The sequence below is a fragment of the Alistipes sp. ZOR0009 genome, from assembly GCF_000798815.1.
Lineage (GTDB): Bacteria > Bacteroidota > Bacteroidia > Bacteroidales > ZOR0009 > Acetobacteroides.
Genome location: NZ_JTLD01000046.1, coordinates 17,986 through 44,849, shown reverse-complemented (window position 1 = coordinate 44,849; position 26,864 = coordinate 17,986). Strand labels below are relative to the sequence as shown.

Genomic DNA, 26,864 nt, shown 5'->3' with positions numbered 1-26,864 from the left:
CTAAATTAATAAACGAAAATAGTCAAGAAAAGGGAAAAAAACGCCTAATATATTCCGAACAGCCTAAATTAAATCCTTCCATTTTTTAATATCTTAGCGGCTCTCTTTAAAACACATGACCGATAGCGAAATAATAGCAGAAATACTGAATGGCAACGAAACCCAGCTCCGGCACTTGATAAACAAGTATCAGGATCAGGTTTTACGTACCTGCTATGGGTTTACCCAGTCGCAATCGGATGCTGAAGATGTTGCCCAAGAGGTATTTATTGAGATCTACGAATCGCTTTACTCATTTAGGCACGAGGCCAAATTTAGCACATGGATTTACCGGATTGCGGTCAATAAATCGCTAAACTTTCTTCGAAAAAAGAAACGAAGTTCGATTTTTAGCAGCATAGAGGAGCTCTTTACAGGGAAGTCGGCTCAAGGTAAGGATTACGCCGACAGTTCGCGCCAACCCGACGACTTTACCGATCCCGACGAGGATGTAAAGCGCCTTAAGGAAGCCTTGAAGCAGCTTCCCGATACGCAAAAGACGGCACTTACGCTATACACCTACCAAAACCTTAGCTACAAACAAATCGCCGAGGTCATGAGTATTTCTCTCGCATCTGTGGAATCTCTAATTTTCAGAGCAAAGAAAAACTTACGTAAAATTATGGTAGATAACGTCAAAAGCGTAGAGTAAGCCGCAAGTTTTACACACTAAAATTGTCAATAGTATAAAAAGATACAGATCATGAGATGTAAGGATTTCAAAGCAGGATTCAACGAACGGGGGCTCGAGCAGCTCTCGGAAGAGGAGTTGTCGCATCTCCACTCGTGCTCTAAATGTGCCAAAGTAGTATCCTTAGCCGTCGGCGCACTAAAAAAGTTGGATAGTATCGAAATTCCATCTTTTAACCCCTACTTTCCCGAAAAAGTAATGGCGGCCATTAGCCGTAAGCAGGCTCGCCCCGAAAATACAAGGCTTCGCTATGCCCTATCGTTTACAGTAATGCTGGCCATTATAATAGGAGGCCTAACCGTATACATTGCATTTGAAAGTAACCACCATCAGGCACAACAATACGACCTGCTTAGTCTCAACGATTTTCCGCAGTCGCCAATTGTACTTGACAAAGAATAAAACCTATGAACTTTTTACTAAAACCTAAATTTCTTCTTTGGGTTATCGTTATACTCATCTTGGTAAATATTGGAACATTTTTAGGCGTCTTCTTTGCCCACGACCACAAAGAGAGTAAGGAAGAGCAGCGCGAAAAGATATTTAAAAAGTTAGGTCTAACCGATAACCAAAGAAAAACCTTTGTTACAACGCGAGAGCGCTTTCAAAACAAAAACTTTCCGCTATACAACAGGTACGACACCCTGATGATAAAGCTTCAGAGCCAAGTGTCCAAAACTCCCATAGACACGGCAACAATCAATCACTACGCCGATAGCCTTGGACGGCTAAACGCTCAGATACGCAAAAACTGGATAAAGTACTCCATCGAGGTTCGCAAATGCCTTACCCCAGAACAGCAAAAAAAGTACGACATTGTAACCCTAGAGCACCTACGCTCGAAAATGGGCCGATAAAGCATAAAAAAAGGATGATCGATTGATCGTCCTTTTTTATTTTTGCCATAAAAGAAAAGAGCCACCCTACTAGGGCAGCTCCATCATTTCTTACTTTCGTTGCAAGATTACTTTACAACAGCAGCAGAATCAGCAGCTGGAGAATCAACAGCAACAGGAGAATCAACTACAGCTGGAGAATCAACAACTGGAGTGTCAGTAGTTTCAGCTGGCTTGTTTCCACCGCAAGCTGCGAACATAGCAGCAACAGCAACGATAGCGAATAACTTCTTCATTGTACAGTTTTTTGTTTTGTGAAACGATTAAATTCAATTGCAATGCAAATATAGTGGCTCTTACTTAATGTTGTCTCTTCTTTTCAAAAAAAAATCATTTTTTTTTCAACACCCACACCCCAAACACCAACAAAACACTAGCTATCAGCAAATAAACACACCAAACACCCACCATTGTTTAACATTTATTTTACATCCAAAAGTTACTATACATACCCTATTGTGGGCTTTTCGTGAATATTTCCTCGCTTTACTCATCTGTTTTCTCCTAAAAACGGCACCGTAAATGCATAAAATCGGCAGCACCATGTCAAGTATATGTAGCCGTTGTCCATTTTGCACTCTTTTATTAAGAGTAACAAAAGCCAAAAACAAGAAACCTTATTGTAACAAGCAGCACGAGCTTTACCTCACAGTTTTTGCGCTCTAAGGTTAATAATTGAAGGAATTACCCAGCCAATTGCTTATAATGAAAAATAGCGAGCATACCTATATATAACAGCAGCCAGAATATATTCGCAAAAATCAGCACCTAAGAACCGCCAAAACACATCAGAACTACAAAAAAACACCACTGAAAACAAAACAGTTAGAAGAATTTCATAAAAAAATTACGTTTTAGAACCTAAAAGTCCCTTTTTAATTCATTTTTTTCCTAATATTGCACTGTTTTTCAGATAGCCGATTAAGGCTTGAGAAACACAGCTTACAGTTTAAAACATAACATTAATCGAAGACAGGTCAACTGTAAACTTTTAAAAAGGAAATGAAGAGTACCCTACAAACTAAAAACTTATTTTCGAGCACCCAAGCGGTGGTTTTTAGGTATGTAATCCTTAGTGATCTTCTTCGAAGTCTTTGCGTCCGCCAAATTTGATTCCACGGCGGACATCTGACAAACACCCCCGCATAATTTAGGTAATTCCCTTATTTGACAGTGAGAATTACATTCGTTTGTAAATACTTTGGGAATTCCCACTCTATAACGAGTCAGAGAACTTTTAGTATTAACCAATTATCTTTTTATGTGCGACGATGACAAACCTTAGCTTTAATCAAGACATGCAAGGAATCGTAGTTGGAAACCGGATTCCAAAAGACTACTTTGTAACAAAAGGTCACGGAGAGAGTGACATCACCGTTCACGCTGGTTCTTACCACTTAGCGTTAAAACAGGCAAACATAGAGAAGTTCAACATCATGACCTACTCTTCTATTATGCCATCTATAGCCAACCAAATACCTCAACCAGCAGAGATTGTTCATGGTTCGGTAGTTGAGTCAATCATGGCTGTTGCCACTACAGGTAAGGGCGAACGTGCGTCTGCCGGTATCATCTACGGTTGGTTATACGACCGCAAAACAAACGAACGATTTGGTGGCTTAGTGTGTGAACACAACGGCAACTATGAAGAAGAAGAAATAGAAAAGCTACTTAGACTTAGCCTAGACGAACTTTACTTCAACGGGTTTTCTGAGGATTTCCGTTTAGAAGACATTACCATTCACATGGAAAGCTTTGTTCCTGAAAAAAAGTACGGAACTGCACTAGTTGCAATTTGCTTTACCTCCTACTACTACCCTATTATTAAGGGTTAATCCACTGACGACACTAAAAGTCTGAAATAAAAGCAGCCATCTTCGGATGGTTGCTTTTCCCTACACTTTTTAAAATTCACTTTTTTTCGGATAAGGTAAAATGGAAAAGAAAGATCTTCTTAAGCAAGTAGTTAAGCACATCGATATAAAATCTTTTGATGCTAGCCCAATCATCAACTCCATGAGAGAAATGTCATTCTCTTCGAGAGAAACTGCCAATGCAGCCGACATCTACAACATGATGATTGCGGAAAAGGAATGTACCAACATTCTTACCCTTGCAGGGTCAACCTCAGCAGCAGGTTGCATGCAGGTGTACGTTGATTTGGTAAAGAACAACATGGTTGACGTAGTAGTTTCGACTGGTGCTTCAATCGTAGACATGGACTTTTTCGAGGCGTTGGGATACAAGCACTACCGCGGAACCCAATTCATCGACGACAAGTTCCTTCGCGACAACTACGTAGACCGTATCTACGATACCTATATCGACGAGGAAGAGCTACAAGCTTGCGACTCTACCATCAAAGCTATTGCTGATAGCCTAGAGGCTCGCCCCTACTCTTCTCGCGAATTCATTTGGGAAATGGGAAAATACCTTTCTGAGAACTCAGTAAAGAAGGATTCGCTTATCCAAACCTGCTACGAGCACAACGTGCCTATTTTCGTTCCTGCCTTCTCTGACTGCTCTGCTGGTTTTGGACTAGTAATGCACCAGGTTGAGCGCATGAAGGAAGGTAAGCCATACATGACCATCGATTCAGTTGCTGACTTCCGCGAGCTGACAGACGTTAAAATCGCAGCACATACAACTGGACTATTCATGATTGGTGGTGGTGTTCCTAAGAACTTCACTCAGGACACCGTTGTTTGCGCCGAGTGCCTTGGCATCGATGCTCCTATGCATAAGTATGCCGTACAAATTACCGTTGCCGACGTTCGCGATGGAGCTTGCTCTTCATCAACCCTTAAGGAAGCATCGTCGTGGGGTAAGGTTGATACCGTTTACGAACAAATGGTATACGCCGAAGCAACTACCGTGCTACCTCTTATTGCCAGCTACGTATTTCATAAAGGTGATTGGAAGAATCGTGAGCCTAAGAATTGGGCGAACATCTTCAAAAAGTAATCATCATCGCACAATAATAATAGAGAAAGAGCCAACCGTGAGGTTAGCTCTTTTCTTTTTTTATCGCTATACGATACCCGCCTGCTTAAATAGCGGCGCGTACTTCCTATCCTCCTTGTGAATGTGGTTGCGAAGCCAGTCGCGCAGGTAGTTGCTAATGCCAAAGGTGGCATCAAAACCAGAGGCCATCTGCTCCTTGAAAAGCTTAATCTGATCGGTAAATGCCCGGTGCTCCTTTATATGATCGGCACGAAGGGCATAGCCTATTTGGGCAAAAATACGCTCCTCGAAGGCAAAATGGTAACGAGCATAATCCTCCAGCTTTGCCAAGATCTCGGATGTGGCAGAGGCATGCTTCTTCTCCATAAAGGAGCCATAAATATCATTTATTAAATCCAACAGCACCTTGTGGTGATCATCAATGGTTTTTATGTCAACGGAGTAGCTGGCATCATCCCATTTGATAAAAACATAGCGGTTTGCTTTTTCCATATTGTTATAAAAGATTTTTGATAAGGTTAATCGGCTGCCTTAGGGCAATACACTAACTATCGGTTCAAAAAATCAAACCGATCCATACCTAAACCCAAATTGGTTTTAGTTTATACCTGACTTTAGAAATAAAGGAGCGTAGGCTCTATCCTCCTTTTGGATATGCGTACGGAGCCACTCGCGTAGGTAGTTGGTAATTCCAAACGTAACGTCATTCCCCGCAGCCATCTGCCTCTTAAACTCCTGTATCTTCTCAAAGAATGCCCGGTGAGACTCGATATGGCTATCCATATCCTCGTAGTCGAGCTGCTTAAAGATCTTCTCCTCAAATGCGAAGTGGTAGGTTGCATACTCCTCCAACCGCTCAAGAACATTTGAGGTAACCTCCAAATGCTTATAATCCAAGAAGGATTGGTAGATTTCGTTGATCAGCGAAAGCAGCTGCTTGTGCTGGTCATCTATTGTTTTAATACCAGTCGAATAGTCGCTATCGGACCATTTTATGAAGATATAGGTATCTAAATTAGCCATAATTCCCTCGTTAAACCGAATTAAGATTGGGGAGCGGCTATGCTCCCCTTTATGCTTATAAACTTTTTTTCAACACTTCTAGAACTAGCTCTGGAGTTAGCTCGCCTCGCTCTCCCATCTTAACCCAACGGCGCTCCGTAAAACGGGTGCAAATCGTTTCGAAACTTTCATTTCCAATGCCATACTCCTTTAGGTGAGTTTTAATCCCAAGAGATTTAAAGAACTCCTCGGTCTTGGCAATCGACTTACGCGCTCTTTCGTCGGCACCGCCTTCAGTGATTCCCCAAACGCGCTCGGCATACTGCGCCATCTTCTCCTTCTTCTGCTCGAACATCACCTCCATCATGGCGGGATATACAATAGCAAGAGTTTCTCCGTGCGCAAGGCCGTGCAATGCGGTAAGCTCGTGGCCAATCATGTGGGTTGCCCAATCTTGAGGAACGCCAACCGCAATTATACCGTTTAAGGCCATGGTGGCAGCCCACATCAAGTTAGACCGAACATCGTAATCGGTAGGGTTTGCCAACGCCTTTGGACCTAAATCGACAAGCGCCTTAAGCAGCCCCTCGGCCCAGTAGTCCTGCACAAGCGCAGCGCTGGGATAGGTTAAGTACTGCTCCATTACGTGAATGAAGGCATCTACCGTACCATTTACAATTTGATTGGTTGGCAACGAGTAGGTATACTCTGGATCGAGAATTGAGAATACGGGGAAGGTAAGCGGTGTGCTAAACGCAAACTTCTCCTTGGTTTCCTTACGCGAGATTACCGCACCCGAATTCATTTCAGACCCGGTAGCAGGAAGCGTAAGCACCGTTCCCATTGGAATAGCCGTTTTAACGGCTGCACGCTTAAGAATGGTCCAAGGATCGCCCTCGAAAGGAATAGCTGCGGCAATAAACTTGGTGCCATCGAGTACAGATCCACCACCAACTGCAAGCAAAAAAGTCACCCCAAAAGCACGTGCTTTTTCTACAGCTTGCATCAACGTTTCGTAGGTTGGATTAGGCTCTATGCCGCCAAATTCGGTATACGAGAAGCCCTCTAAAGCCTTACATACATCGCTATACACGCCATTGCTTTTGATGCTTCCTCCTCCGTAGGTTATCATCACCTTGCTACCTGCAGGAATTAGCTCGCGAAGTTTTTCGACAGCACCCTTCCCAAATTCAATCTTTACAGGATTATAAAATTCGAAGTTGTTCATTGCTTGCAATTGTTATTTATGGTAGGCTAAGATATCAATTCGGCAACTTATTTAATGTGCATTTTGCGAAAAATAAGGTTTTATCAGGTTTTGGCACTTGCCCCCTCCTTTTAAGTTAACTTTTTAAAAGGGATAAATCGGAATAAATGCACCTTAAATTCGCAATAATTACTACATTTAGTAGCTGTTGAAGCACCATCTTCGACCCAATAAAATGGCATGATACAGAGGTTTAAACGTTAATAAGTAAACCTCGAAGCATATACATCCACGTAAAAAATGTATCCGTATGAAACAAATAGTAGAACGTCTAGCCGAAGTTCGCCGCAGGTTTTCCGACCATAAGATAGAGGCGCTTATCGTTCCTAGCAACGACCCCCACTTCAGCGAGTATGTGGCCGACAGATGGAAGTGCCGCGAATGGCTTAGCGGATTTACCGGCTCGGCAGGCACCTTGGTGGTAACCAAAACATCGGCTGCCCTGTGGACCGACTCCCGCTACTTCCTTCAAGGCGAGCAGCAGCTTAGCGGCACAGGCATCGAGCTGATGCGAATGGGGCTACCCAACGTGCCCTCCATCGAGGAGTACCTTATCGAAATGGTGGCACCCGATGGCTGCGTGGGGCTAGATGGACGGCTATTTTCGGTTACAGAATACCACCGCATAAGCCAAAGCATAAAGCCAATAGGCCTTAAAATAGTAGAGGATATTTTCGACCACGTATGGGCCGACCGCCCAGCCTTCCCACAAAAGAAGGCCTTTATACTACCTCAAAGCGTAGCCGGATTCACCATCTCCGAGAAGATAGAGCAGGTGGTTCGAACCGCCAAGCTAAAGAAGGAGGATATCTTTCTGGTAACCGCCCTCGACGAGGTGGCCTGGCTCTTCAACCTCCGAGGTGCCGACATAGAGTACAACCCGCTAGCGTTGGCCTATGCTGCCGTAAACAAGAACAGCACCTCCCTTTTTGTCGACAAGGAAAAGCTGAGCAACGAGGATCTTCAAACGCTTGAGGCAAACGGAGTGCGGATAAGCGCCTACGACAACTTCGAGAAGTTTATCGACCAGGTAGAAATTACCCATAACATTATCCTCAATCCCCGCAAAACCAACATCCTTATCCGCAAAAAGCTGCAGGCAAACAGCATCAACATAATAGACGATGCCGATGTCAACGGCGTGGTAACCTCGCTAAAGGGGGTTAAGAACGAGGTGGAGATAGAAGGGTTTAGAAAGGCAATGGTGGCAGATGGCGTTGCCCTAGCGAAGTTCTTTAGCTGGTTAGACGAGAATCTGGATAGCGGAAAGGTTACCGAATGCGTTATAGCCAAGAAGCTGTGCGAATTCAGAGCTCAATCGGCCGACTTTATGGGCGAAAGCTTTGGAAGCATTGTGGGCTACAAGGAGCACGGCGCCATTGTGCACTACTTCCCCACCCCCGAAACGGATGTGGAGATTCGCAGAGAGGGCTTCCTGCTTATCGACTCGGGCGGACAGTACAGAACTGGCACCACCGACATCACCCGCACCATCCACCTAAGCAAGCCTACCCAGCAGGAGAAGGTAGACTACACCCTAGTGCTTAAGGGTACCATAGACCTATCGATGGCCGTTTACCCAGCAGGCACACGCGGTTCGCAGCTCGACATTCTTGCCCGTGGACCGCTGCTTCAGCACTGCATCAACTACGGGCACGGAACAGGGCACGGCGTAGGCCACTTCCTTAACGTACACGAGGGCCCTCAAAGCATCAGAATGCAGGAAAACCCCGTAACGCTAAAGGTTGGTATGGTGACATCCAACGAGCCAGCCATGTACCGCACCGGGCAGTACGGCATCAGAACGGAGAACCTCATCCTTTGCGTTCCATTCCACAGCAACGAGTTTGGCACCTTCGAGCGATTCGAAACGCTTACGATATGCCCCATCGATACCACCCCTATCGAGAAGGAACTGCTAACCCCTTCCGAAATAGAGTGGCTAAACAGCTACCACGAGATGGTATTCGACGCGCTATCGCCGCATCTAGCTGGCAAGGAGCTAGCTTGGCTCGAAGCTAAAACACAAAAGATTTAAGAAGTGTAGAAAAAATAGGGTAAACCACCCATATTGCAAGAGGATAAGACCAAGCGTCTTATCCTCTTTTTCTATTTTTGCATGCAACTTATTGCATGTAACCGCCATCTTTTAGGCTAAAAAAACAAGTACAAAAAAGATATTCGGCCTCTACATATTAAACGAGATTTATTCATAACTTATAAAGTGAGTTTCGAAAGCTAAATCCGTAGAACATTGAAGCCAGTAATAATGTTAAAACACAAAAATAGTACCATGAAAATCAGATCTATCACCCTAATGCTCCTAATGGTTGCCGTAAGTTTTCAGGTATTCTCTCAAGAAAAAAGCCTGAAAAGAAAGGTTGCCATCGGACGTTTTTCCAACGAAACGCAGTACTCCAAAAGCGTATTCTACGACAAAACCAACGACCCAATGGGCAAGCAGGCCTCCGACATCCTCTCGACAAGGTTGGCCAGCACCGATAAGTTTCTGCTAATAGAGCGCCAGGACTACGATAAGATTGTGAACGAGCTAAACACCGGCGGCGGCGTTAGCCAAAAGATCGGAGCCGACTTCCTTATTATCGGATCGATAACCGAGTATGGACGCAAGAACATCGGAGAGCAGAAGCTATTCTCGAGCAGCAAGAAGCAGGTTGTAGAGGCCGGCGTAAGCATCCGCTTGGTTGACGTATCGACCGGGCTAGTAATATACAGCGGCGAGGCTAAAGGCGAGGCCGAAACCACCGACAAGCAGGTGATGGGCTTTGGCAAGAGCGCCGACTTTGACGCCACCCTTTCCGATAAGGCCATCTCGGCAGCCATAACCAAGCTCGTAGAAAACATCATCACCAAATGTACCAACAACCCCTGGAAGGCCTACATCCTTAGCGTAGAGGATGGCTCGTACATCGTATCGGGCGGAGAAGCCCAAGGCATTGCAGCGGGCGACGAATTTGTGGTTATGGAGAAGGGTAAAAAGGTGAAAAACCCACAAACAGGGCTGCTGATAGAGCTGCCCGGAAAGGCCATCGGTAAGCTAAAGGTTATCCAAACTACCGGCAACCTACCCGAAGAGCAAATATCCATCGCCACGCTTACCGAAGGTAGCGTAGACGCCGCCAAGCTCGACAGCTACTATGTAACCCAGAAAAAATAGGAACCATGAAAAAATATATCATTCTGCTTGTACTGGCAGCAGCCACCATGGTAGGCTGCCGCAACACCTACCAAACGCTATCGGCAGGTAAGGAAAACGAATCGTTCATACTCATTACCACCGATAAGGACGAGTACCGCGAAAACATTGCGGTGGTGGTAGACAACGGCACGCCCATCTTGGTGGAGAAGGTATTCAAAACAAAGAAGCAGCTGCAGGCAAAGCCAATTACCATCACCCCCGGAAAGCACACCATTAAGGTGCTAAAGAATGGCCAAACCATTTACGAGCAGGCCGTATTCTTAGGATTACAGGAGACTAAAAAGATAGTGCTATAATGAAACCTACCCTACTACTTGGCTTCCTAGCCCTACTGCTCGGCTCGTGCACATCGTCGCAGCTCTACAACTGGAGCGGGTACGACGACGCCGTGTACAGCTACACCAAAACCAGCGACGAAAAAAGCCTAGCCGAACTCATTAAGGTGTACGAAAAAATAATTAAGCACCCCGGCACCAGCAACCGCCCCGCGCCGGGCATCTGCGCCGACTACGGCTACCTGCTCCTCAAAAAGGGCGAAAAGGAAAAGGGAATTGCCCTGCTAAAGCAGGAGATTGCCTACTACCCCGAGTCGGCCGTATTTGTTGGTAGAATCATAAAACGAGCAGAACAATGAGAAAGATACTTATAGCGGCCCTAATGGGCCTACTGCTTGCGAGCTGCTCGTCTACGCTAACCCCCAAAAGGGAGACCTACAGCCAGCTGTACCGCGAGAGACCGATAACCATACTAGCCCTTCCGCCCATCAACAAGAGCACCAAGGTGGAGGCCAAGGAGCTTTTTTACAGCTCGCTTACCGTACCTATTGCCGAAAAGGGATACTACGTTATGCCTCCGCTCCTCTCCATGGAAATCATGAAGGAGGAGAGCGTGTACGACTCGGAGCTGCTGCTTAACAACTCCATGAAGCGCGTTGGCGACGCCTTTGGGGTCGATGCCGTGCTCTTTACCATCATCCACGACTGGCGAAAGACCACCATTGCCGGACAGGTTACCGTAAGCATCGAGTACATCCTAAAGAGCGCCAAAACCGACGAGATCCTCTTTAACCGTAAGGGCAACATCACCCTATCGAACAACGTTAACACCGGCAACGCCCTAGGTAATATTGTGGGAAGCATGATTGCCACCGCGCTAACCAAGGAGATTTCGGTGGGACGAAGCTGCAACTACTATACCTTTGGCGATATGCCCACAGGCAAGTACAGCCCCAACTTCGACAAGGATGCCGATACGCCGGCCCTACAAAAGGAGTTTACCATCAACCTACAAAACAGCTACTAGCAGCATAGAACAGAAAGGGGCTGTCTCGAATCCGAGACAGCCCCTTATGCTTTACGGCTGGCAGCCCCAGCCATCAGCAGCGTACCCTACTCCACCGCAATTAACCGAGGTTCGGCGCTCTTTACCTCCTCCTTTTTAGGGATGGCGATGGTTAGTATCCCGTTGTCGTACTTGGCCGAGATGGCATCCTTATCAACCAAATCCTTCGGAAGCATAAACCTGCGCTCTATGGCGCCAACGCTAAACTCGCGGCGCACCAGCTTCTCGTCCTTAGCCTCCTCCTTGGCCTCCCTGCTGGCGGTAACAACCAGCACCTCCTCGTTCAAGTCGATCTTAAAGTCCTCCTTCGCAAAGCCCGGAACAGCCAGCTCTACCCTAAAGGCGCTGGCGCCCTCTACGATGTTGGCCGCAGGCCTTACAGCACCGGCTGGTTGGCACGAAGCCTCGTTGCAGCGGGCAGCACCGCCATCTAGCACCTCCTTAATGAATCGTGGAAAAGCATCCGCTCCATCTATTCTTCTAAGTAACATAATTACCTCCTTTTTATATTTGTTTTATACCCCTATCGTTTCAAATCGGATGCCATCGCTATTTTTACGCCATTTTGTCAAAACAACAAACGCCACCATGTCAATATGGCATTACTAAAGATGGATGGAACTATATGGATGGTGCAAAAGGGAAGGCTGAGGCATGCAAGGATAGACCTGAGATGCCGTTAAGGGAGACGGCGGTTAAGGGAGACGCACCGTTCTGTAGAGGCTGTGCCTCTACAGAATATATTACTGCAGGCTACAGCCTGCAAGGATAGAATCGACGAAGGCAGGAGCCTTCGCCGAACGATGCAATGCGCCTCTACCCGCGATTGGTGATTATCGGAACGATGTCCATAAACCTAGGTTTACCGCACGAAAAATCCCCTAGCGTTGCGGCTAGGGGATCTATATTTGTGTCTTGGGTTAAATATACATTAGTTGTTATCTGGTTTATCGGTTTTACGTGAACGTGAAAAAAACTCGCGAAGAGCATTGTAGCTAGACTCTGCGCCGGGCGTTGCCGAACGACGCTTAAAATCAATATAGTTGTACAGAACCAACGAATCGTTGTAGTTATCGTAGTCGTGCATCATTTTAGCGCTCTCTACTCTACTGGTGATGTTGGTCAGCAGCAGCAGCACATCCTCGTAAAAGTGACGTGCCAGGTAATCCTTTTCGAACTCCACCCAATCTACCTCGGCCGGAGCCAGCTGCGGATTAAGCTTTACCACCTCTCTAGCCTTGTTAACTAACAGCTTATTCTGCTCGTTAATCGACCCATAGTAGCGACGATCACTCCCCTTTAAATCGGGTAGCTTACTGTCTACAATACCTATAATATCGTTTAAGGCTTTTTGAATGGTCTTCTTTTCCTCTTCGGTCAAAAGATCTGTAATTACATTTTGTTCCATTGCAGTAAAATATTAGTTGACACAAATAATTTCAATATTAGCAATTATTCACATACATACAAAATATTTTTACATCTTTTTATTTACCGATAGGCTCATTATACGTCTAGTCCTATAGTAGTTATACGATGATATTCGCAAAGCACGGCCAGATGCCATTAAATGGCGTATGTTAGCTAGTGTTGGTATTTTAGGGAAAATGCGGGGCATCCCAACGCCACCGCACCGCGCCAACACCCACCATCACCCCTCCAAAACGGTAAGCGCCTCCTCGGGACACGTTCTGGGCCCCAAAGTTGGGGTTATACAACCCCAACGATGCGGTTACTCAACCACAACGATGCGGTTACCCAACCCAAACGATGCGGTTACCCAACCCAAACGTTGTGGTTACCCAACCCAAACGATGTGGTTACTCAACCCAAACGATGTGGTTACCTAACCCAAGCGATGTGGTTACCCAACCCAAACGATGTGGTTACCCAACCCCAACGATGTGGTTACCCAACCCCAACGATGTGGTTACTCAACCCCAACGATGTGGTTACCTAACCCCATCGGTTCGTCAAATTAAGGCAACGTTTCATCAAAACATGCCGACGTTGGGGCTATACAACCACAACGTTGGGGTTACCTAACCGAACGTTTTATATAATTCGACGCAACGTTGGGGTTCACCAACCCCAACGACGGGGTTATACAACCCCAACGATGCGGTTACCCAACCCCAACGATGCGGTTACCCAACCCAAACGATGTGGTTACCCAACCCAAACGATGTGGTTACCTAACCCAAACGATGTGGTTACTCAACCCCAACGATGTGGTTACCCAACCCAAACGATGTGGTTACCCAACCCAAACGATGTGGTTACTCAACCCCAACGATGTGGTTACCCAACCCCAACGATGTGGTTACTCAACCCCAACGATGTGGTTACCTAACCCAAACGATGTGGTTAATTGACGCATCGTTGGGGTTCCGATAGCCATTGTTCCGTCAATCTACCCCATCGTTCCGTCAAACAACCACAACCGAGGGGTTACATAACCCCATCGGTTCGTCAAATTAAGGCAACGTTTCGTCAAAATATGCCGACGTTGGGGCTATACAACCACAACGTTGGGGTTACCTAACCGAACGTTTTATATAATTCGACGCAACGTTGGGGTTCACCAACCCCAACGACGGGGTTCACCAACCCCAACGATGCGGTTACCCAACCCCAACGATGCGGTTACTCAACCCAAACGATACGGTTACCTAACCCAAACGATGTGGTTAATTGACGCATCGTTGGGGTTCCGATAGCCATCGTTCCGTCAATCTACCCCATCGTTCCGTCAAACAACCACAACCGAGGGGTTATACAACCCCATCGGTTCGTCAAATTAAGGCAACGTTTCGTCAAAACATGCCGACGTTGGGGTTATACAACCACAACGTTGGGGTTACCTAACCGAACGTTTTATATAATTCGACGCAACGTTGGGGTTCACCAACCCCAACGACGGGGTTACCCAACCCCAACGATGCGGTTACCCAACCCAAACGATGCGGTTACCCAACCCCAACGACGGGGTTATACAACCACAACGACGGGGTTATACAACCACAACGATGCGGTTACCTAACCCAAACGATGTGGTTAATTGACGCATTGTTGGGGTTCCGATAGCCATCGTTCCGTCAATCTACCCCATCGTTCCGTCAAACAACCACAACCGAGGGGTTACATAACCCCATCCGTTCGTCAACTTAAGGCGTCGTTTCGTCAAAATATGCCGACGTTTGGGTTATACAACCACAACGTTTTAGTAGGTTGACGCACCACAGGGGTAAAACTACATAACGAAGCATACCGATAGACCACTGCAGCTGAAGGATACCTAATGACTAGACAAAAAAACCGTAACACTGTTTAACGTTACCAGATTTTAGCTACTTTCGAAGCCTAATTGTACTTAGCGGGAGCTGCAGGTAGTGTGTAGGTAATCGTGGTTAAGTGCAGATACATATGTTAGTTGCAATAATAAAAAACGCCCACTGTGATTAATATTAACATAAAACAAACAAAATACAGATTGAAATGAGTAATGAATCTCTTAGCCTTTTTAGATTGGAAAATTCTATAAAAAGTGAATTTGTTCCCTTTGATGCAAAAACAATAAAGAAAAATATCCCTTCATTTTCCATAAATGAAACATTAAATACTAAATATGTACAACCATTATTTAGTGAATTAATTAGCAATGTACCACAAGGAAATCAGCCAAAAGTAATACTCATATCCGCGGCTGGAGCAACAGGAAAAAGTGAATTGACAAATTACTTATCAGCAAGTTTAAAAATGCCAATTTTTAATTTAAGCAATCACAATCCAGTTGCAAGTAATTCTTTGACTGGCTTGTTTTTCGATTGTTTAGGTCATATAGAACTTGGAAAATTTGTTGAGAAATTAAAAACAGGCCAATCTACACTGATAATAGATGCATTAGACGAGGGATATATTAAAACAACTGTTCAAGGTTTTAATTCTTTTTTGGACGGAATAGTTGAGATAAGTTCAGATTCAAAAGGAACTCCTTTTATTTTGCTTGGTAGAACTCAGGTAATGGAACATTGCATGTTTTATTTTGACGATAAAAATATTGACGCCAAACTTTTAAGTATTGAACCATTTACAGTTGATCAAGCAAAAGAATTTATTGATAAGCAAATAAATGAACAAAGGTATATTCAGCAATATAAAGATTTAAGAGATTTTATCATTCAATCAGTTGAAGGTTTTTTTCAAAGTCAATCAGAGGTAAATAAAAAGCAATATAAATCCTTTATTGGTTATGCCCCAGTTCTGTTGTCAATCACAAAATTATTGCAAAAAGAATCTAATTACAAAGGACTTTTTGAAGAATTATCTCAAAAGGAAGATAAGGGTATTGATTTAATAATTTCGATTGTTGAATACATTTTGCAAAGGGATAAAGAAGAAAAAATAAAGCAGCAACTTTTGCCAAATTTATTAAAACATAGAGATGAAATGTTTTGCGAATTGGTAAATGATAAAGCATATTCTATTGACGAACAATGTGCAAGACTTCTTCATTTGCAATTAACCAAATCTTTCTCTATTAGCTTAACAGAAGATGCTCAATTTAACGGCCAATATGAAGAAAAAATTGCAGATTGGATAAAAGAACATCCATTTTTAGAAGGTTCTAAAATTCAAAATGCAGTTTTTGAAAGTTACATCATTGCAAGATTAATATTAAATCCAATTTACAAAGAATCAGTTTACGAGTATTTGAAACTAAAGTACAAAGACGCATTTATGTTATTCTTTATTTACCATAAACTTGATAGTGCAAAAAATATTGAAAGTAGTTTTTTCCCTTATCTGTATAGTTCATTAAAATCACTAGATGATAAATTTGCATATTCATCAATTAATATTGAAGAAAAAAGTTGTTCAGATGAACACGTAATTTGCGATGTTGAGTTTGAGTTAAGTGATAGAGAAGATCAATACAATTTCGAAATGTTTGTAGATAAAAACACTGATTTGTATCTCGGTAATTCTATATCAAATGCCTCCATAAACTCACCAATAAACATATTACTTGATGGTAACCGCTGTGAATTAATATCACCTGTAACTATCAATTGTCATAGAATAATAATTAATTCAAGCGAATTTATTATAGAAAAAGGTATTAAAGATTCTGTTGGTGTAATTTTCGAATGTGACGAATGTAAAATTGATTATTCTAAAGGGCAAAATCCAACTGTATTAAATCATCTTAACGAAAATCAAAAATTTCAAATCATTTCGTTAGAACGTCCTGAATTTCCTTTCTCCGATAATTTTTTGAATAGTGATACTTTAACAAAGTTAGATCCTATGTTGAAGGAAAAATATTTAAAACTTAGAAAAATAATTGTATTATTTAGATCCCATAGTAAAGGACGAATGGGGCGTTTTAAAGAGAAAATAGAGGATGAAAGAGTGACTGGATACTCTGTTGGTAAAAAAGTGCTGGCTGCACTAATAAAAAGTAAAGTATTGTATTTGGAAGGCACTCAATATTTTATTGATCCTACTAAGATACATGAGCAACTTGGCGTCTCATATAATGAAATCAGATTACGAGTAATAAATGAAAAAACTATTGAATTCTTAAAAACTATTGAGAATTAAACAAATTACTGCGACTAATCCAGCAAGCCATCCCACTTGTAAGCACTAACGGGCAGCGCACCCTGCTTACCAGATGCCGTTTAGCCATAGCAACCTATAGCCAACAAAATAAAAAGGCCACCCTACGGTGGCCTTTGCTATGGTAGGTGTTACTTTTTAATTGGAATATAGCCAACCTCCTTTACAACGGCTTGGCCCTTGCCCGATTTAATGAGCCTAATAAATGGGGCCACCTTGGCATCCGCCTGCTTTAGGTTAAAGAAGTACAGCAGGCGTATAATGGGCTAGGTTCCGTTGTGGGCATTGGCAAAGCTGGGGGTTATAGGCTAAGCCCTACCCTGCTTAGCTGGGATGGTTGCGGCGAGCGGTGGTTGCACACCCCAACGCTTAGGTAGCTTAGCGCACCACAGTGGTAAACCAACCAATAAGCGCGCAATTCCTACGCAAAAAGGGAGCGGTACGGCATTTAAAGAGAGTCGTGCGGTGATTACCAACCGTATTCTACGCATATTTTGCGTAGAATAAGAGCGATTACGGATATGATGCTAGCACGTTCAGATGCAACCAATAGCCAACAAAATAAAAAGGCCACCCTGCGGTGGCCTTTGCTATGGTAGGTGCTACTTTTTAATTGGAATATAGCCAACCTCCTTTACAACGGCTTGGCCCTTGCCCGATTTAATGAACTTAATAAATGGGGCTACCTTGGCATCGGCCTGCTTTAGGTTAAAGAAGTACAGCGGGCGTACAATGGGGTAGGTTCCGTTGTGGGCATTGGCAAAGCTGGGGGGGTATAGGCTTACCCCTACCCTGCTTCGTTGGGCGGGTTACAGCGAGCGGAGGCTACACACCCCCAACGCTTAGGTAGCTTAGCGCAGCACAGTAGTAAACCAACCAATAAGCGCGCAATTCCTACGCAAAAAGGGAACGGTACGGCATAACGTTGCGAGATTTTGGCTACATTGGGAGCGGCATCCTACTTAGTAGGAGTTGCAGGTATGCGGGATAATTGCAGGTAGGTGCGATTACTGAGATGTTGGCGGCAATAATATCGGGACAGCAAAATAACTAATCGAGAATTACAAATTTGACTTTTACATAAACAAAAGCTATATGACAGATAATTCTAATCTAGCAACTAACAAAGTTAAAGAATCAAAATTTGACAGGACGGAATTAATAACACTATTGCAGAACTTTTCAAATTTACGGACAGGACAAGATCAAGTTCTATGGAGTATAACTGGTGCATTTTGGACTACAAATTCAGTTTTGTTTGTTAGTATTATTTCGGCAGACAAGGAACGAACAATTTATGTTGGACTCCTTATTTCTATAATTGGAATTTCAATTTCTTGGGTTTGGAATCACATCCAAAATAGTACTTTGTTGAGAATTCAATATTATGAAAATGCAATTAAAAAGATAGAAAAGCAATTGAAATTTGACTTTGAACTTTGTTCATTTCTTCGAGCTGACTCTGATGAGTACGCAAAAAAAGTAAACAAAAAATCTGCTAGGTATGTGATGAGACTGTTTAGTAAATATGCCATAATATTTTGGATACTCTTGTCGGTTGTTTTTTCTATTTTAATAACAAAAGAAATTTTGACGAAATGACGACGAGAAATTACTGCCACCAATCGAGTAGGCTGCCCCGCCAGCAACCCCTAACGGACAGCATAACCAACTTAAAAAATAAATAGTAAACAACAGAAATGATTTCAAAACTAAACAAATCAGATTTCATAAAACGATTAGAACAAAACACTAAAGTTGGTGACCCTAAAATAAAAGGAACTCCTATTGCCGTATTTACAATGTTCGGAAAGACAAGAAAGAAGTTTTACGGAGAGTATACCAACTCCGCTTTTCGATTGACTAAAAATGCAATTCTACTTCCTATTCCATACATATTTGAAGGAACCCTGAAATCGAAAGAAAAAACAACTACTGAGGTTTCATTAAATATTAAACCTATTTGGTTTGGATACTTATGGATCAGAATTATGCCTGCTCTTGGATTGATTTTTATCAATCTAATACTGATTGATAATGGCAAAAATATTGAGCCAGAAGTCTATTTTCTCGTCAATACATTCTTATTGTTTATGTTTACTCCAATTTTATTTACGATTAGAAAGAGAAACAAGCTACTAAAAGACTTTTATAGAATATTTGAAATTAGTGATTAATAAAAGCAATATACCTCCAATCGAGTAGGTAGCCCAGCCAGTACGCACTGACGGGGAGAACGCCCAACTTAGAAGATACCGTTTAGGCTTAGCAACCAATAGCCAACAAAATAAAAAGGCCACCCTGCGATGGCCTTTGCTATGGTAGGTGCTACTTTTTAATTGGAATATAGCCAACCTCCTTTACTACGGCTTGGCCCTTGCCCGATTTAATGAACTTAATAAATGGGGCCACCTTGGCATCGGCCTGCTTTAGGTTAAAGAAGTACAGCGGGCGTACAATGGGGTAGGTTCCGTTGTGGGCATTGGCAAAGCTGGGGGTTACAAACTTGTTGTCGTCGAAAGCCACCGCAACGGCCTTTACCTTACGCTCTAGGTAGGCCAACCCAACGTAGCCAATGGCTCCCTTTGTTTGGCTAACCGACTGGATGATTGCGCCAGTTGCAGGCATGCTAAGCACGTTGTTGGCAAAGTTCTTCTTGCTCATAACATGCTCCTTAAAAAACTCGTAGGTTCCAGAACTCGACTCGCGCGAGTAAACCACAATCTTAAGGTTGGCACCGCCCACATCTTTCCAGTTGGTGATTTTTCCGGTAAAGATATCTTCGAGCTGCTGGCGGGTTAGCTTTGCAACCTTATTCGAGGGGTTAACGATTACGGCCAGCGCATCCCAACCAATCAGCGTTTCGGTGTAATCCTTTCCAGCCGATTTAAACTTCATCTTTTCGTCCATCTTAAGCGCACGAGAAGACATGGCGATGTCGGTTGATCCGTCCATTAGCGCGGCAATTCCAACACCAGAACCGCCACCGGTTACCGATACGTTTGTTCCTTTTGTAGTGTTCATGTACAGCTCGGCCTCCTTCTGTGCTAACGGAAGAACCGTATCGCTACCCTTTGCCGAAATCTTTTGTCCGAAGCTTACCTGAGAAATCAACAAAACTCCTGCAAGTACAAAAAGTGATTTTTTCATTGTTGTGTTTTTATAAAGTTTTTAGTCTCTTAAAATTTATACTGAAGTCGCAGCGTAAAAACGTTGCACCTCAACCCAGCCACCGAGAACTTGCCGTTATCGGTCTTCTCGGCCCTGTTAAAGTCGTACTGGGCGGTTATGCGGATGTTTCGGGTAGGCTCGTAGAAGGAGCCCAAGCTGGTGGTATGCAGCTTAAGGTCGGCCGCATTGGCCTCCTTTAGTCCAGAGCCAGACATCCCAATTTGGTTGCCCTCTATTTTTGTGTTGGGGTCGTACACCTCGTATCGGCCAAATACCGATACCTTATATATCTGCTGGATAAGGGTGGCGTAGAATCCGGAGAACTCGCGGAGGTAGCCGTCGGCAGCAGGTAGCACCGAGTAGTCGGGGCTTTTTGAGGAGGTTGCGCTCCCGGGCTGCTTGCCAAAGAGGTATTCCGATACAAGCTGGGTCTTTCCTATTGGCGTTTTTACCGATAGCTGGGCATCAAAGCCTAGGTACCTACGGGTATTCTTTGCCCCTACCTCCTTTGTTTCCTTCTTAAACCCTTTCACACCGCTTTCCTCTACCATTTCGTAGAACGATGCGGTGGGGTTGTAGACGTTCCCCAGGTAGGCCGAAGCACCCACATTCAGGTTTACGGACTTGCCGAGGTTAAAGCCGCTGTACGATATCTTGGCAATAAGATCCTTATACTTGTCGACATCGGTATTTATACCGTTACCATTAAAAAGACCCGCCTTTAGCACCAGCCCTTTAAGGGGCGAGTCGGAAGAGGGGGCGTATGCGAGCATGGCGCCTAAATCTTGCTCGCCAGGAAATAGCATTTGGTAAACAATGGGACGTTCCACCACCTCCATGGCGCTCGAAGAGTACTCGATGGCATAGCCAAAGGGCCTATCGAAGATACCACCTGTTAGCGATAGCGCCTTATCGAATGGAGCCACAAGCGTGATGTAGGCATTCTTAACCCCAACACCCTTTTCTGTGGCATCGAGCTGCAGGGTGGCCGAGCCAAACCCTAGATCGTAAGCAAATTTGATTCGTGCCCTACGAACAGCAAAGCGGTTGTCTAACGTTTTGCCAAAATTCCCGCCGTTGAAGGATTGAGCGCCTAAGGTATCGGCCTTTTGGTATTGGGCTTGGATGTATCCGCTCACCTTTAGGTTGGAGAGGATGGAGGTCTGCTTCTTTAGCAGGGAGACCTCCTTCGAGAGGGAATCAAGCTTTTGGGAGATCTGATGATCCTGCGCTAAAGCGGCGTTACCCAGTAAACCTAAAGCTACAGCTATAGCAGGTTTCAATGTCTTCATAATATGAGTTATTGCGAGTTATCTTCATTGGCAAATTTCGGGGTAGCGTGTTAACTTGCTCTAACATGCCAATTAAGTTTACATTAAACAACAACCGAGTTTTGTGTATTGTGCATTAAGAGGTGGTAATATTTACTTAGCTTTGAAAAAAGCCCCCTACTCCACCAATACGGCCAGGCGGATTTGCATAAAAAGGCATCGCACCTGCTTCCTTTTCATTCATAGCCATATCGGGCCGCAACTCCCCTCGCCCAACACAACAAGTCGACCACCAAACCTTCCTTTTGGAGCCTACAGGTAGGCCGTTTGTATTAACATACGGCAAGAATATCAGAGATTTATCGGCAACTACAGATTTTATGCATCCTAAAGGTATATGGCATAGCGCCTTGTTAATCTTTTAACAATAGTATGCATAATGGAAGCTTATTAACTTGTTGTGAATACCTTTTTTTGATACTTTCGTCGAAACTAACTTGGGGTAGTTTGTACTACTCGATATTTTTTGAAGAGGCAATTGGCAATTTTGTTTAAGACGTTTTAGAGAAATTTATGTATTCGACAAGGATGTAAAAGGATATATTGTAAGCCACATTGCTCGTTAGCTTGGTTGAATTAAATCAAAATAGGATGACAAATCTGTTAGAAACTTTGGAGAGTAAAGGCGTACGACTCTCAGCGAGCCTAATCGATGTCATAAGCAACTGCAAGGGTATTAAAGTTTTTAATACTGTAGAGGAGTTAGCTGCGGCATCAACAGGAGGAATCGAAAACGATACTTTTGAAGTAAAGTATGAGGTTCCGGGAAAGGGTTTATATACAGAAGCGGTAGTAAACCGGGTTACCAACGGTATTTCGGCCAACTACACCGAGGCGTACATGCGCCGCCGCGACCCTAACACCATGGCAATTGCTGACGACAAGCCTACCGATAAAGTTAGATTTAAGGATAAGTACGGATACGATTTCTCTGTACTTAGAGCGGAAACCGAGGAGTGGCTGAAAGACCAAGAGCTAGCCGTATTCTTTTACTTTGCAGGCTACGAAAACATTGGAGCAGGCGGCATTGCCATATGCCCAACCAACGCAGCCTTCTTTGCAATGGGGTTGGCCATGCTTCAGCAAATTGTTCCAGTCGATAAGGTTGACGCCTCATTTAGCCTCGATTCGGTAATCTACGTTGCACCACCCTTCCGCCACACCCACTTCGAGGGCAAGCAGGTGGTGGTTCACAATAGGGTCGATAACCTTCACGAAATATTCTCATTCAACCTTTACCCAGGGCCAAGCGCCAAGAAGGGGCTTTACAGTGTTCTGCTAGATAAAGGTGAAAAGGAAAACTGGATTACCACCCACTGCTCCACCGTACTGGCCATTAGCCCCTACGACAACGTAACCACCTTTATGCACGAAGGTGCAAGCGGTGGAGGTAAGAGCGAAATGCACCAGCACATACTACGCGAGCCAGACGGACAAATCCTAATTGGAGAGAACCTGCTAACCAAGGAAAAACGTATGATTACGATTCCTATGTTCTGCCAGTTCCGCCCAGTAACCGACGATATGGCGCTTTGCCACCCCTCATTAAATAAAGGTAACGGCAAGCTAACGCTGGTTGACGCAGAGAACTCTTGGTTTATTCGTGTGGATAGCATTAAGGAGTATGGCGACGATCCATTCCTCGAGAAGCTAACCATCAAGCCATCGACACCGCTGCTATTCCTGAATGTGGAATCGAAGCCAGGATGCACTGCGCTAGTTTGGGATCACATCGAAGATGAGCCCGGCAAGCGATGTCCAAACCCTCGCGTTGTTGTTCCACGTACTATCGTTCCAAATACCATAGACCAAGCAGTAAGCATCGACGTACGTAGCTTTGGCGTGCGCACTCCTCCATGTACTGCCGAAGATCCTTCGTACGGAATTATCGGAATATTCCATATCCTTCCACCAGCATTAGCGTGGCTATGGCGCTTGGTGGCACCAAGAGGATATGCCAACCCGAGCATTTCGAGCTCGTCGAATGCGGCCATGGAGTCTGAAGGTGTTGGCTCGTACTGGCCTTTCGCAACAGGCGAAATGGTTCAGCATGCCAACATGCTCCTAGATCAAATTGTTAGCACACCAAAGGTAGAGTATACGCTAGCGCCTAACCAGCATATTGGGGCGTGGAAGGTTGGCTTTAAGCCACAGCTATTCATGCGCGAATACCTAACCCGCCGCGGAAATGTAAGCTTACGTAGCGACCAGTATCAACCCGCACGCTCGTCGCTGCTTGGCTACGAGCTAAACTACCTAACCATCGAAGGTTCAAAGATTCCTTCTCGCTTCTTGAAGGTGTACAAGCAACCTGAAATTGGCTTTGAAGGTTACGATAAAGGTCATGCCATCCTTAACGAATTCTTTAAGAAGGAGGTTAAGAAGTACCTACGTCCGGGACTATCACCGCTAGGACGTAAGATTATTGAGGCATGCCTAAACGATGCAACAGTTGAAGAGTACAATTCAATCCTACCGATGGCAAATCACAGCCCGGTGCCACAGAAGTAGAGCAACTTCTAATAGGTGATGGCTGTCCGAGAGGGCAGCCTTTTTTTTTCAAAACTAAAAGCGATCAATTGTGGTCGATCGAGGTCAAAACATCAACCATAAAAGGTGAGTTCTCGCATACTTTTCTATCTTTGCTTTTTCTGATAATCATTTAAAACCGTTATGAAAATCGTCATAGTTGGCTCTGGAGCTGTAGCCACCAATCTTGCTTACGGAATAACTACCACCACAAGGTACCAGGTGGAAATTGCAGCTCGTAATCCTCAAAAGGCAAAAGATATTGCGGATGGATTAGAGCTAAAGGTGAAGGTTGTCGCCATCAATAAGTGCGATAAAAATGCAGACCTATATATTATTGCCGTAACCGATAAGGCAATCGAGGAGGTTTACAAGGAGCTTTTAAAGAGAATCTCGCCCGAAGCTCCTATCGTACACACATCGGGCTCCACTTCGGTGGATGTTTTTGGCGAAAATGCGCGCATGGTGGGTGTTCTGTATCCACTACAAACCTTTTCGCGTAACCGCATAATCGATCTCCGCGAAATTCCATTCTACCTCGAAGCCGAAGATGAGCACCTAAAACGCACGCTTATTAAGCTGGTGGAAGAGTTGGAAGCCAACTGGGACTGGCTCGACTCTGAAAAGAGAAAGGCAATACACGTTGCAGCCGTGTTTGCCTGCAACTTTACCAACTTTATGCTAGCCTGCGCCAACGAGATTCTCGAGCACGAGGGGCTAAACATTGCCGAGCTAAAGCCGCTAATAGAGGAAACCGTAACCAAAGCCATAGAGTCGGACAACCCCATAAGCGTACAAACAGGACCTGCTCGCCGAAGCGATAATCGCACCATATTCCTTCATGAGCAGTATCTTAAAAACCGTCCCGACTTAAAGGATCTGTACGCCTCTATTTCCCAGAAGATCATGAGAAAATTCGAGTAGCCAACAAAGTCTACCCTGAATAATTAGAATAAAGCCGTCTTAAACAATGGCTAAAAAATAAGAAAGGGCTGTCCAAAAATTTGAACAGCCCTTTCGTTATGACAATAGCTTATCTACTTTTCTAGAATATAGTCGGCCTTCAGAATCCCCTTTAATAAATCGAAAGGGATGGTATAGGCAATTACCCCATCCACATATGGTGCTATCTCGTAGTAGTTATACGATATCAGAAGTCCCTTTTGGGTAAGCGCAAAGGATGAAGGAATTGTCAGGTCGTCTCCCTTCACAAATAGCCCGGCATCCTCGAGAGTGCTATCGGCACTTACGTTTCTTAACTTCTTAAGATATGCAACATTAACATCCTTGAGCGCGGAGATTTTCCCATCTTCCACAATACTCTGAAAGGTCAGCCGCTTACCGGTGCTTGTGCTAAAGTTGGCATACGTTTCTGACGGATTTCCATGTGCACCTCCCGTAAAAGAGTAGTGAGAAACCTTTAAGCAAAGCAGCTTGGAGGAATTAGTAACCACCGAAACGCTATCGTTGCTCTCCCACCCCATCATAGACATACCTTCCATACCCTTCGTTTGCTCGATGCTCTCGTCAACAAAAGCCTTGGTAGCCTCGGACGCCGAAGCAAATCCTCTAAACACCGAAAAGGAGATAAAGTGACCAACGCTATCTTTAAGCGCCACATTCGACTTAAAGTCAAACTCGGGGTAAATAATTTTTGAACGGAAAAGCAACGAGGAGTCCGTAATCTTACTATCAGCCTGCACAAAAGAGGCTGTTTTGTAGGAGTAACTTAACGTATCCTTCGCTGATTCGCCATCTCCGCCGCTTACATTACTGCAAGAAAACAGCGTTAAAATTGATGTATACAGGGCCGAAGCCAAAACAATTAGTCTCATATAGGGGTTTTAGTTAATCAAATATAGCATAAAGGGCTATTGGGAGATCGCTATTTTTCCCATTTTATAGTTTTCTAACGCTTTAAGTAGTAATTTCGAAATAAAAACAGCATGAAGTATTTTGGGGCTCACGTCAGCGCATCGGGAGGTGTTGAGAATGCACCAGTTAACGCGCATAGCATTGGCGCAAAAGCATTCGCCTTATTTACCAAGAACCAAAGGCAGTGGAAATCGGCACCTCTTTCGCAGAAATCGATAGACGCATTTAAGGAGAATTGCAGCAAGTTTGGCTACACTGCGGCTCAAATACTCCCTCACGATAGCTACCTCATCAACCTAGGGCATCCAGAGGAGGAGGCGCTAGCGAAATCGCGTGAAGCTTTTTTGGACGAGATGATGCGCTGCGAACAGCTGGGCTTAGATCGCCTCAACTTTCACCCAGGAAGCCATTTGGGCAAAGTTGATGAGGAGACATGCCTCCGCACCATTGCCGAATCGATAAACCTAGCACTAGCAAAGACAGCTGGAGTTACTGCTGTTATTGAAAATACGGCTGGTCAAGGAAGCAACCTAGGCTTTAAGTTTGAGCAACTTCGATATATCATTGATTTGGTAGAGGATAAATCGAGAGTTGGAGTATGCATAGATACCTGCCACGCCTTTAGTGCTGGCTACGACTTAGCAACAGAGGAGGCTTTTACTAAAACATTTGCGGAGTTTGACGCCGTTGTGGGCTTCGGCTACTTAAAAGGAATGCACCTCAACGACACAAAAAAACCGCTCGCAAGCAAGGTGGATAGGCACGAAAGCATTGGGGATGGTTTTCTTGGTAAAAATACCTTCAAGTTTATTGCGCAGGATGCACGCTTCGACAACATCCCTCTAATTCTCGAAACACCTAACGAAGAGCGTTGGGCCGAAGAGATAAAACTTCTTTACAGCTTCATCTAACC

Annotated in this window: 28 protein-coding genes; 19 read left to right on the top strand and 9 right to left on the bottom strand. The window is 44.3% G+C overall.

Translation table 11 applies throughout. From position 1 onward, the window contains the following. The first annotated feature begins 115 nt into the window (after positions 1–115). From L990_RS13145 to L990_RS13135, 3 genes are read left to right on the top strand one after another with little or no spacing between them, the layout of a single operon-like run. On the top strand, positions 116–691 hold the full coding sequence (locus L990_RS13145) for an RNA polymerase sigma factor (RefSeq protein WP_047450162.1): 576 nt from the start codon (positions 116–118) through the stop codon (positions 689–691). Positions 692–742: 51 nt separating this feature from the next. Further along, on the top strand, positions 743–1,132 hold the full coding sequence (locus L990_RS13140; protein ID WP_047450159.1) for a hypothetical protein: 390 nt from the start codon (positions 743–745) through the stop codon (positions 1,130–1,132). A gap of 5 nt (positions 1,133–1,137) precedes the next feature. Further along, positions 1,138–1,587: a Spy/CpxP family protein refolding chaperone gene (locus L990_RS13135; RefSeq protein WP_047450157.1), complete on the top strand. Its 450-nt coding sequence runs from the start codon at positions 1,138–1,140 to the stop codon at positions 1,585–1,587. A gap of 107 nt (positions 1,588–1,694) precedes the next feature. Here the strand turns inward: L990_RS13135 and L990_RS20060 are convergent, their stop codons facing one another. Beyond that, on the bottom strand, positions 1,695–1,862 hold the full coding sequence (locus L990_RS20060) for an entericidin (RefSeq protein WP_156121566.1): 168 nt from the start codon (positions 1,860–1,862) through the stop codon (positions 1,695–1,697). Positions 1,863–2,897: 1,035 nt separating this feature from the next. On the opposite strand from L990_RS20060, the gene L990_RS13130 reads away from it, so the two are divergent. Beyond that, entirely contained in the window at positions 2,898–3,461 is a 564-nt protein-coding gene (locus L990_RS13130; RefSeq protein WP_052181003.1) for a pyruvoyl-dependent arginine decarboxylase, read from the top strand. A gap of 100 nt (positions 3,462–3,561) precedes the next feature. Further along, complete coding sequence (locus L990_RS13125; protein WP_047450155.1) at positions 3,562–4,590, top strand: 1,9-bis(guanidino)-5-aza-nonane synthase; 1,029 nt, start codon at positions 3,562–3,564, stop codon at positions 4,588–4,590. Positions 4,591–4,656: 66 nt separating this feature from the next. Here the strand turns inward: L990_RS13125 and L990_RS13120 are convergent, their stop codons facing one another. From L990_RS13120 to L990_RS13110, 3 genes are all read right to left on the bottom strand, one after another. After that, a complete protein-coding gene (locus L990_RS13120; RefSeq protein ID WP_047450153.1) occupies positions 4,657–5,082 on the bottom strand; it encodes a bacteriohemerythrin in 426 nt (141 codons plus the stop codon). A gap of 105 nt (positions 5,083–5,187) precedes the next feature. After that, positions 5,188–5,613, bottom strand: a complete 426-nt coding sequence (locus L990_RS13115; RefSeq protein WP_047450150.1) for a bacteriohemerythrin — start codon at positions 5,611–5,613, stop codon at positions 5,188–5,190. Positions 5,614–5,668: 55 nt separating this feature from the next. Continuing rightward, the gene (locus tag L990_RS13110; RefSeq protein WP_047450148.1) at positions 5,669–6,820 is read right to left on the bottom strand and encodes an iron-containing alcohol dehydrogenase; all 1,152 of its coding nucleotides are present in this window, start codon (positions 6,818–6,820) and stop codon (positions 5,669–5,671) included. A gap of 289 nt (positions 6,821–7,109) precedes the next feature. On the opposite strand from L990_RS13110, the gene L990_RS13105 reads away from it, so the two are divergent. The 5 genes from L990_RS13105 (at position 7,110) to L990_RS13085 (ending at position 11,381) form a co-directional block, all read left to right on the top strand. Next, positions 7,110–8,897, top strand: coding sequence for an aminopeptidase P family protein (locus tag L990_RS13105; protein WP_047450144.1), 1,788 nt, complete (start codon positions 7,110–7,112; stop codon positions 8,895–8,897). A 255-nt stretch (positions 8,898–9,152) separates the two neighbouring features. After that, positions 9,153–10,037, top strand: coding sequence for a CsgG/HfaB family protein (locus L990_RS13100; RefSeq protein ID WP_047450224.1), 885 nt, complete (start codon positions 9,153–9,155; stop codon positions 10,035–10,037). Between the two features lie 5 nt (positions 10,038–10,042). Further along, positions 10,043–10,375 carry a hypothetical protein gene (locus tag L990_RS13095; RefSeq protein WP_047450141.1) on the top strand — a complete coding sequence of 111 codons (333 nt, stop codon included), beginning with the start codon at positions 10,043–10,045 and terminating at the stop codon, positions 10,373–10,375. Beyond that, entirely contained in the window at positions 10,375–10,713 is a 339-nt protein-coding gene (locus L990_RS13090) for a DUF4810 domain-containing protein (RefSeq protein WP_047450138.1), read from the top strand. Before L990_RS13095 ends, L990_RS13090 begins: the two co-directional genes overlap by 1 nt. Then, a complete protein-coding gene (locus L990_RS13085; RefSeq protein WP_047450135.1) occupies positions 10,710–11,381 on the top strand; it encodes a GNA1162 family protein in 672 nt (223 codons plus the stop codon). The genes L990_RS13090 and L990_RS13085 overlap by 4 nt, the downstream gene beginning before the upstream one ends. A gap of 86 nt (positions 11,382–11,467) precedes the next feature. On the opposite strand, the gene L990_RS13080 is transcribed toward L990_RS13085, so the two are convergent. Both L990_RS13080 and L990_RS13075 read right to left on the bottom strand, forming a co-directional pair. Next, positions 11,468–11,911 (bottom strand): Hsp20/alpha crystallin family protein, encoded by a 444-nt coding sequence (locus tag L990_RS13080; protein WP_052181002.1) that lies wholly within the window; start codon positions 11,909–11,911, stop codon positions 11,468–11,470. Between the two features lie 440 nt (positions 11,912–12,351). Then, positions 12,352–12,828, bottom strand: coding sequence for a hypothetical protein (locus tag L990_RS13075; protein WP_047450132.1), 477 nt, complete (start codon positions 12,826–12,828; stop codon positions 12,352–12,354). 169 nt (positions 12,829–12,997) lie between these two features. Here L990_RS13075 and L990_RS20055 point away from each other — a divergent pair, with 169 nt between their 5' ends. From L990_RS20055 to L990_RS13060, 6 genes are all read left to right on the top strand, one after another. Continuing rightward, positions 12,998–13,270, top strand: a complete 273-nt coding sequence (locus tag L990_RS20055) for a hypothetical protein (protein WP_156121564.1) — start codon at positions 12,998–13,000, stop codon at positions 13,268–13,270. Beyond that, on the top strand, positions 13,257–13,466 hold the full coding sequence (locus tag L990_RS20050; protein WP_156121562.1) for a hypothetical protein: 210 nt from the start codon (positions 13,257–13,259) through the stop codon (positions 13,464–13,466). The genes L990_RS20055 and L990_RS20050 overlap by 14 nt, the downstream gene beginning before the upstream one ends. A 29-nt stretch (positions 13,467–13,495) precedes the next feature. Then, positions 13,496–13,795 carry a hypothetical protein gene (locus L990_RS20045; RefSeq protein WP_156121560.1) on the top strand — a complete coding sequence of 100 codons (300 nt, stop codon included), beginning with the start codon at positions 13,496–13,498 and terminating at the stop codon, positions 13,793–13,795. Positions 13,796–14,918: 1,123 nt separating this feature from the next. Continuing rightward, positions 14,919–17,027 carry a hypothetical protein gene (locus L990_RS13070; protein WP_047450129.1) on the top strand — a complete coding sequence of 703 codons (2,109 nt, stop codon included), beginning with the start codon at positions 14,919–14,921 and terminating at the stop codon, positions 17,025–17,027. 1,113 nt (positions 17,028–18,140) lie between these two features. Beyond that, positions 18,141–18,647, top strand: coding sequence for a hypothetical protein (locus L990_RS13065; protein ID WP_047450127.1), 507 nt, complete (start codon positions 18,141–18,143; stop codon positions 18,645–18,647). Between the two features lie 98 nt (positions 18,648–18,745). Continuing rightward, a complete protein-coding gene (locus tag L990_RS13060; protein ID WP_047450124.1) occupies positions 18,746–19,222 on the top strand; it encodes a hypothetical protein in 477 nt (158 codons plus the stop codon). Between the two features lie 151 nt (positions 19,223–19,373). Here the strand turns inward: L990_RS13060 and L990_RS13055 are convergent, their stop codons facing one another. Together L990_RS13055 and L990_RS13050 are read right to left on the bottom strand one after the other, a co-directional pair. Further along, positions 19,374–20,195 (bottom strand): PstS family phosphate ABC transporter substrate-binding protein, encoded by an 822-nt coding sequence (locus tag L990_RS13055; RefSeq protein WP_047450121.1) that lies wholly within the window; start codon positions 20,193–20,195, stop codon positions 19,374–19,376. 29 nt (positions 20,196–20,224) lie between these two features. Continuing rightward, positions 20,225–21,508 (bottom strand): porin, encoded by a 1,284-nt coding sequence (locus tag L990_RS13050; RefSeq protein WP_047450118.1) that lies wholly within the window; start codon positions 21,506–21,508, stop codon positions 20,225–20,227. A 630-nt stretch (positions 21,509–22,138) separates the two neighbouring features. On the opposite strand from L990_RS13050, the gene L990_RS13045 reads away from it, so the two are divergent. Both L990_RS13045 and L990_RS13040 read left to right on the top strand, forming a co-directional pair. Then, positions 22,139–24,058 carry a DUF4914 family protein gene (locus tag L990_RS13045; RefSeq protein ID WP_052181001.1) on the top strand — a complete coding sequence of 640 codons (1,920 nt, stop codon included), beginning with the start codon at positions 22,139–22,141 and terminating at the stop codon, positions 24,056–24,058. Between the two features lie 162 nt (positions 24,059–24,220). After that, complete coding sequence (locus L990_RS13040) at positions 24,221–25,000, top strand: Rossmann-like and DUF2520 domain-containing protein (protein ID WP_047450115.1); 780 nt, start codon at positions 24,221–24,223, stop codon at positions 24,998–25,000. Between the two features lie 113 nt (positions 25,001–25,113). Here L990_RS13040 and L990_RS13035 read toward each other — a convergent pair whose 3' ends face one another. After that, on the bottom strand, positions 25,114–25,911 hold the full coding sequence (locus L990_RS13035; RefSeq protein ID WP_047450113.1) for a DUF3298 and DUF4163 domain-containing protein: 798 nt from the start codon (positions 25,909–25,911) through the stop codon (positions 25,114–25,116). Between the two features lie 111 nt (positions 25,912–26,022). On the opposite strand from L990_RS13035, the gene nfo reads away from it, so the two are divergent. Beyond that, the gene (gene nfo / locus L990_RS13030; protein ID WP_047450110.1) at positions 26,023–26,862 is read left to right on the top strand and encodes a deoxyribonuclease IV; all 840 of its coding nucleotides are present in this window, start codon (positions 26,023–26,025) and stop codon (positions 26,860–26,862) included. Positions 26,863–26,864 lie beyond the last annotated feature (2 nt).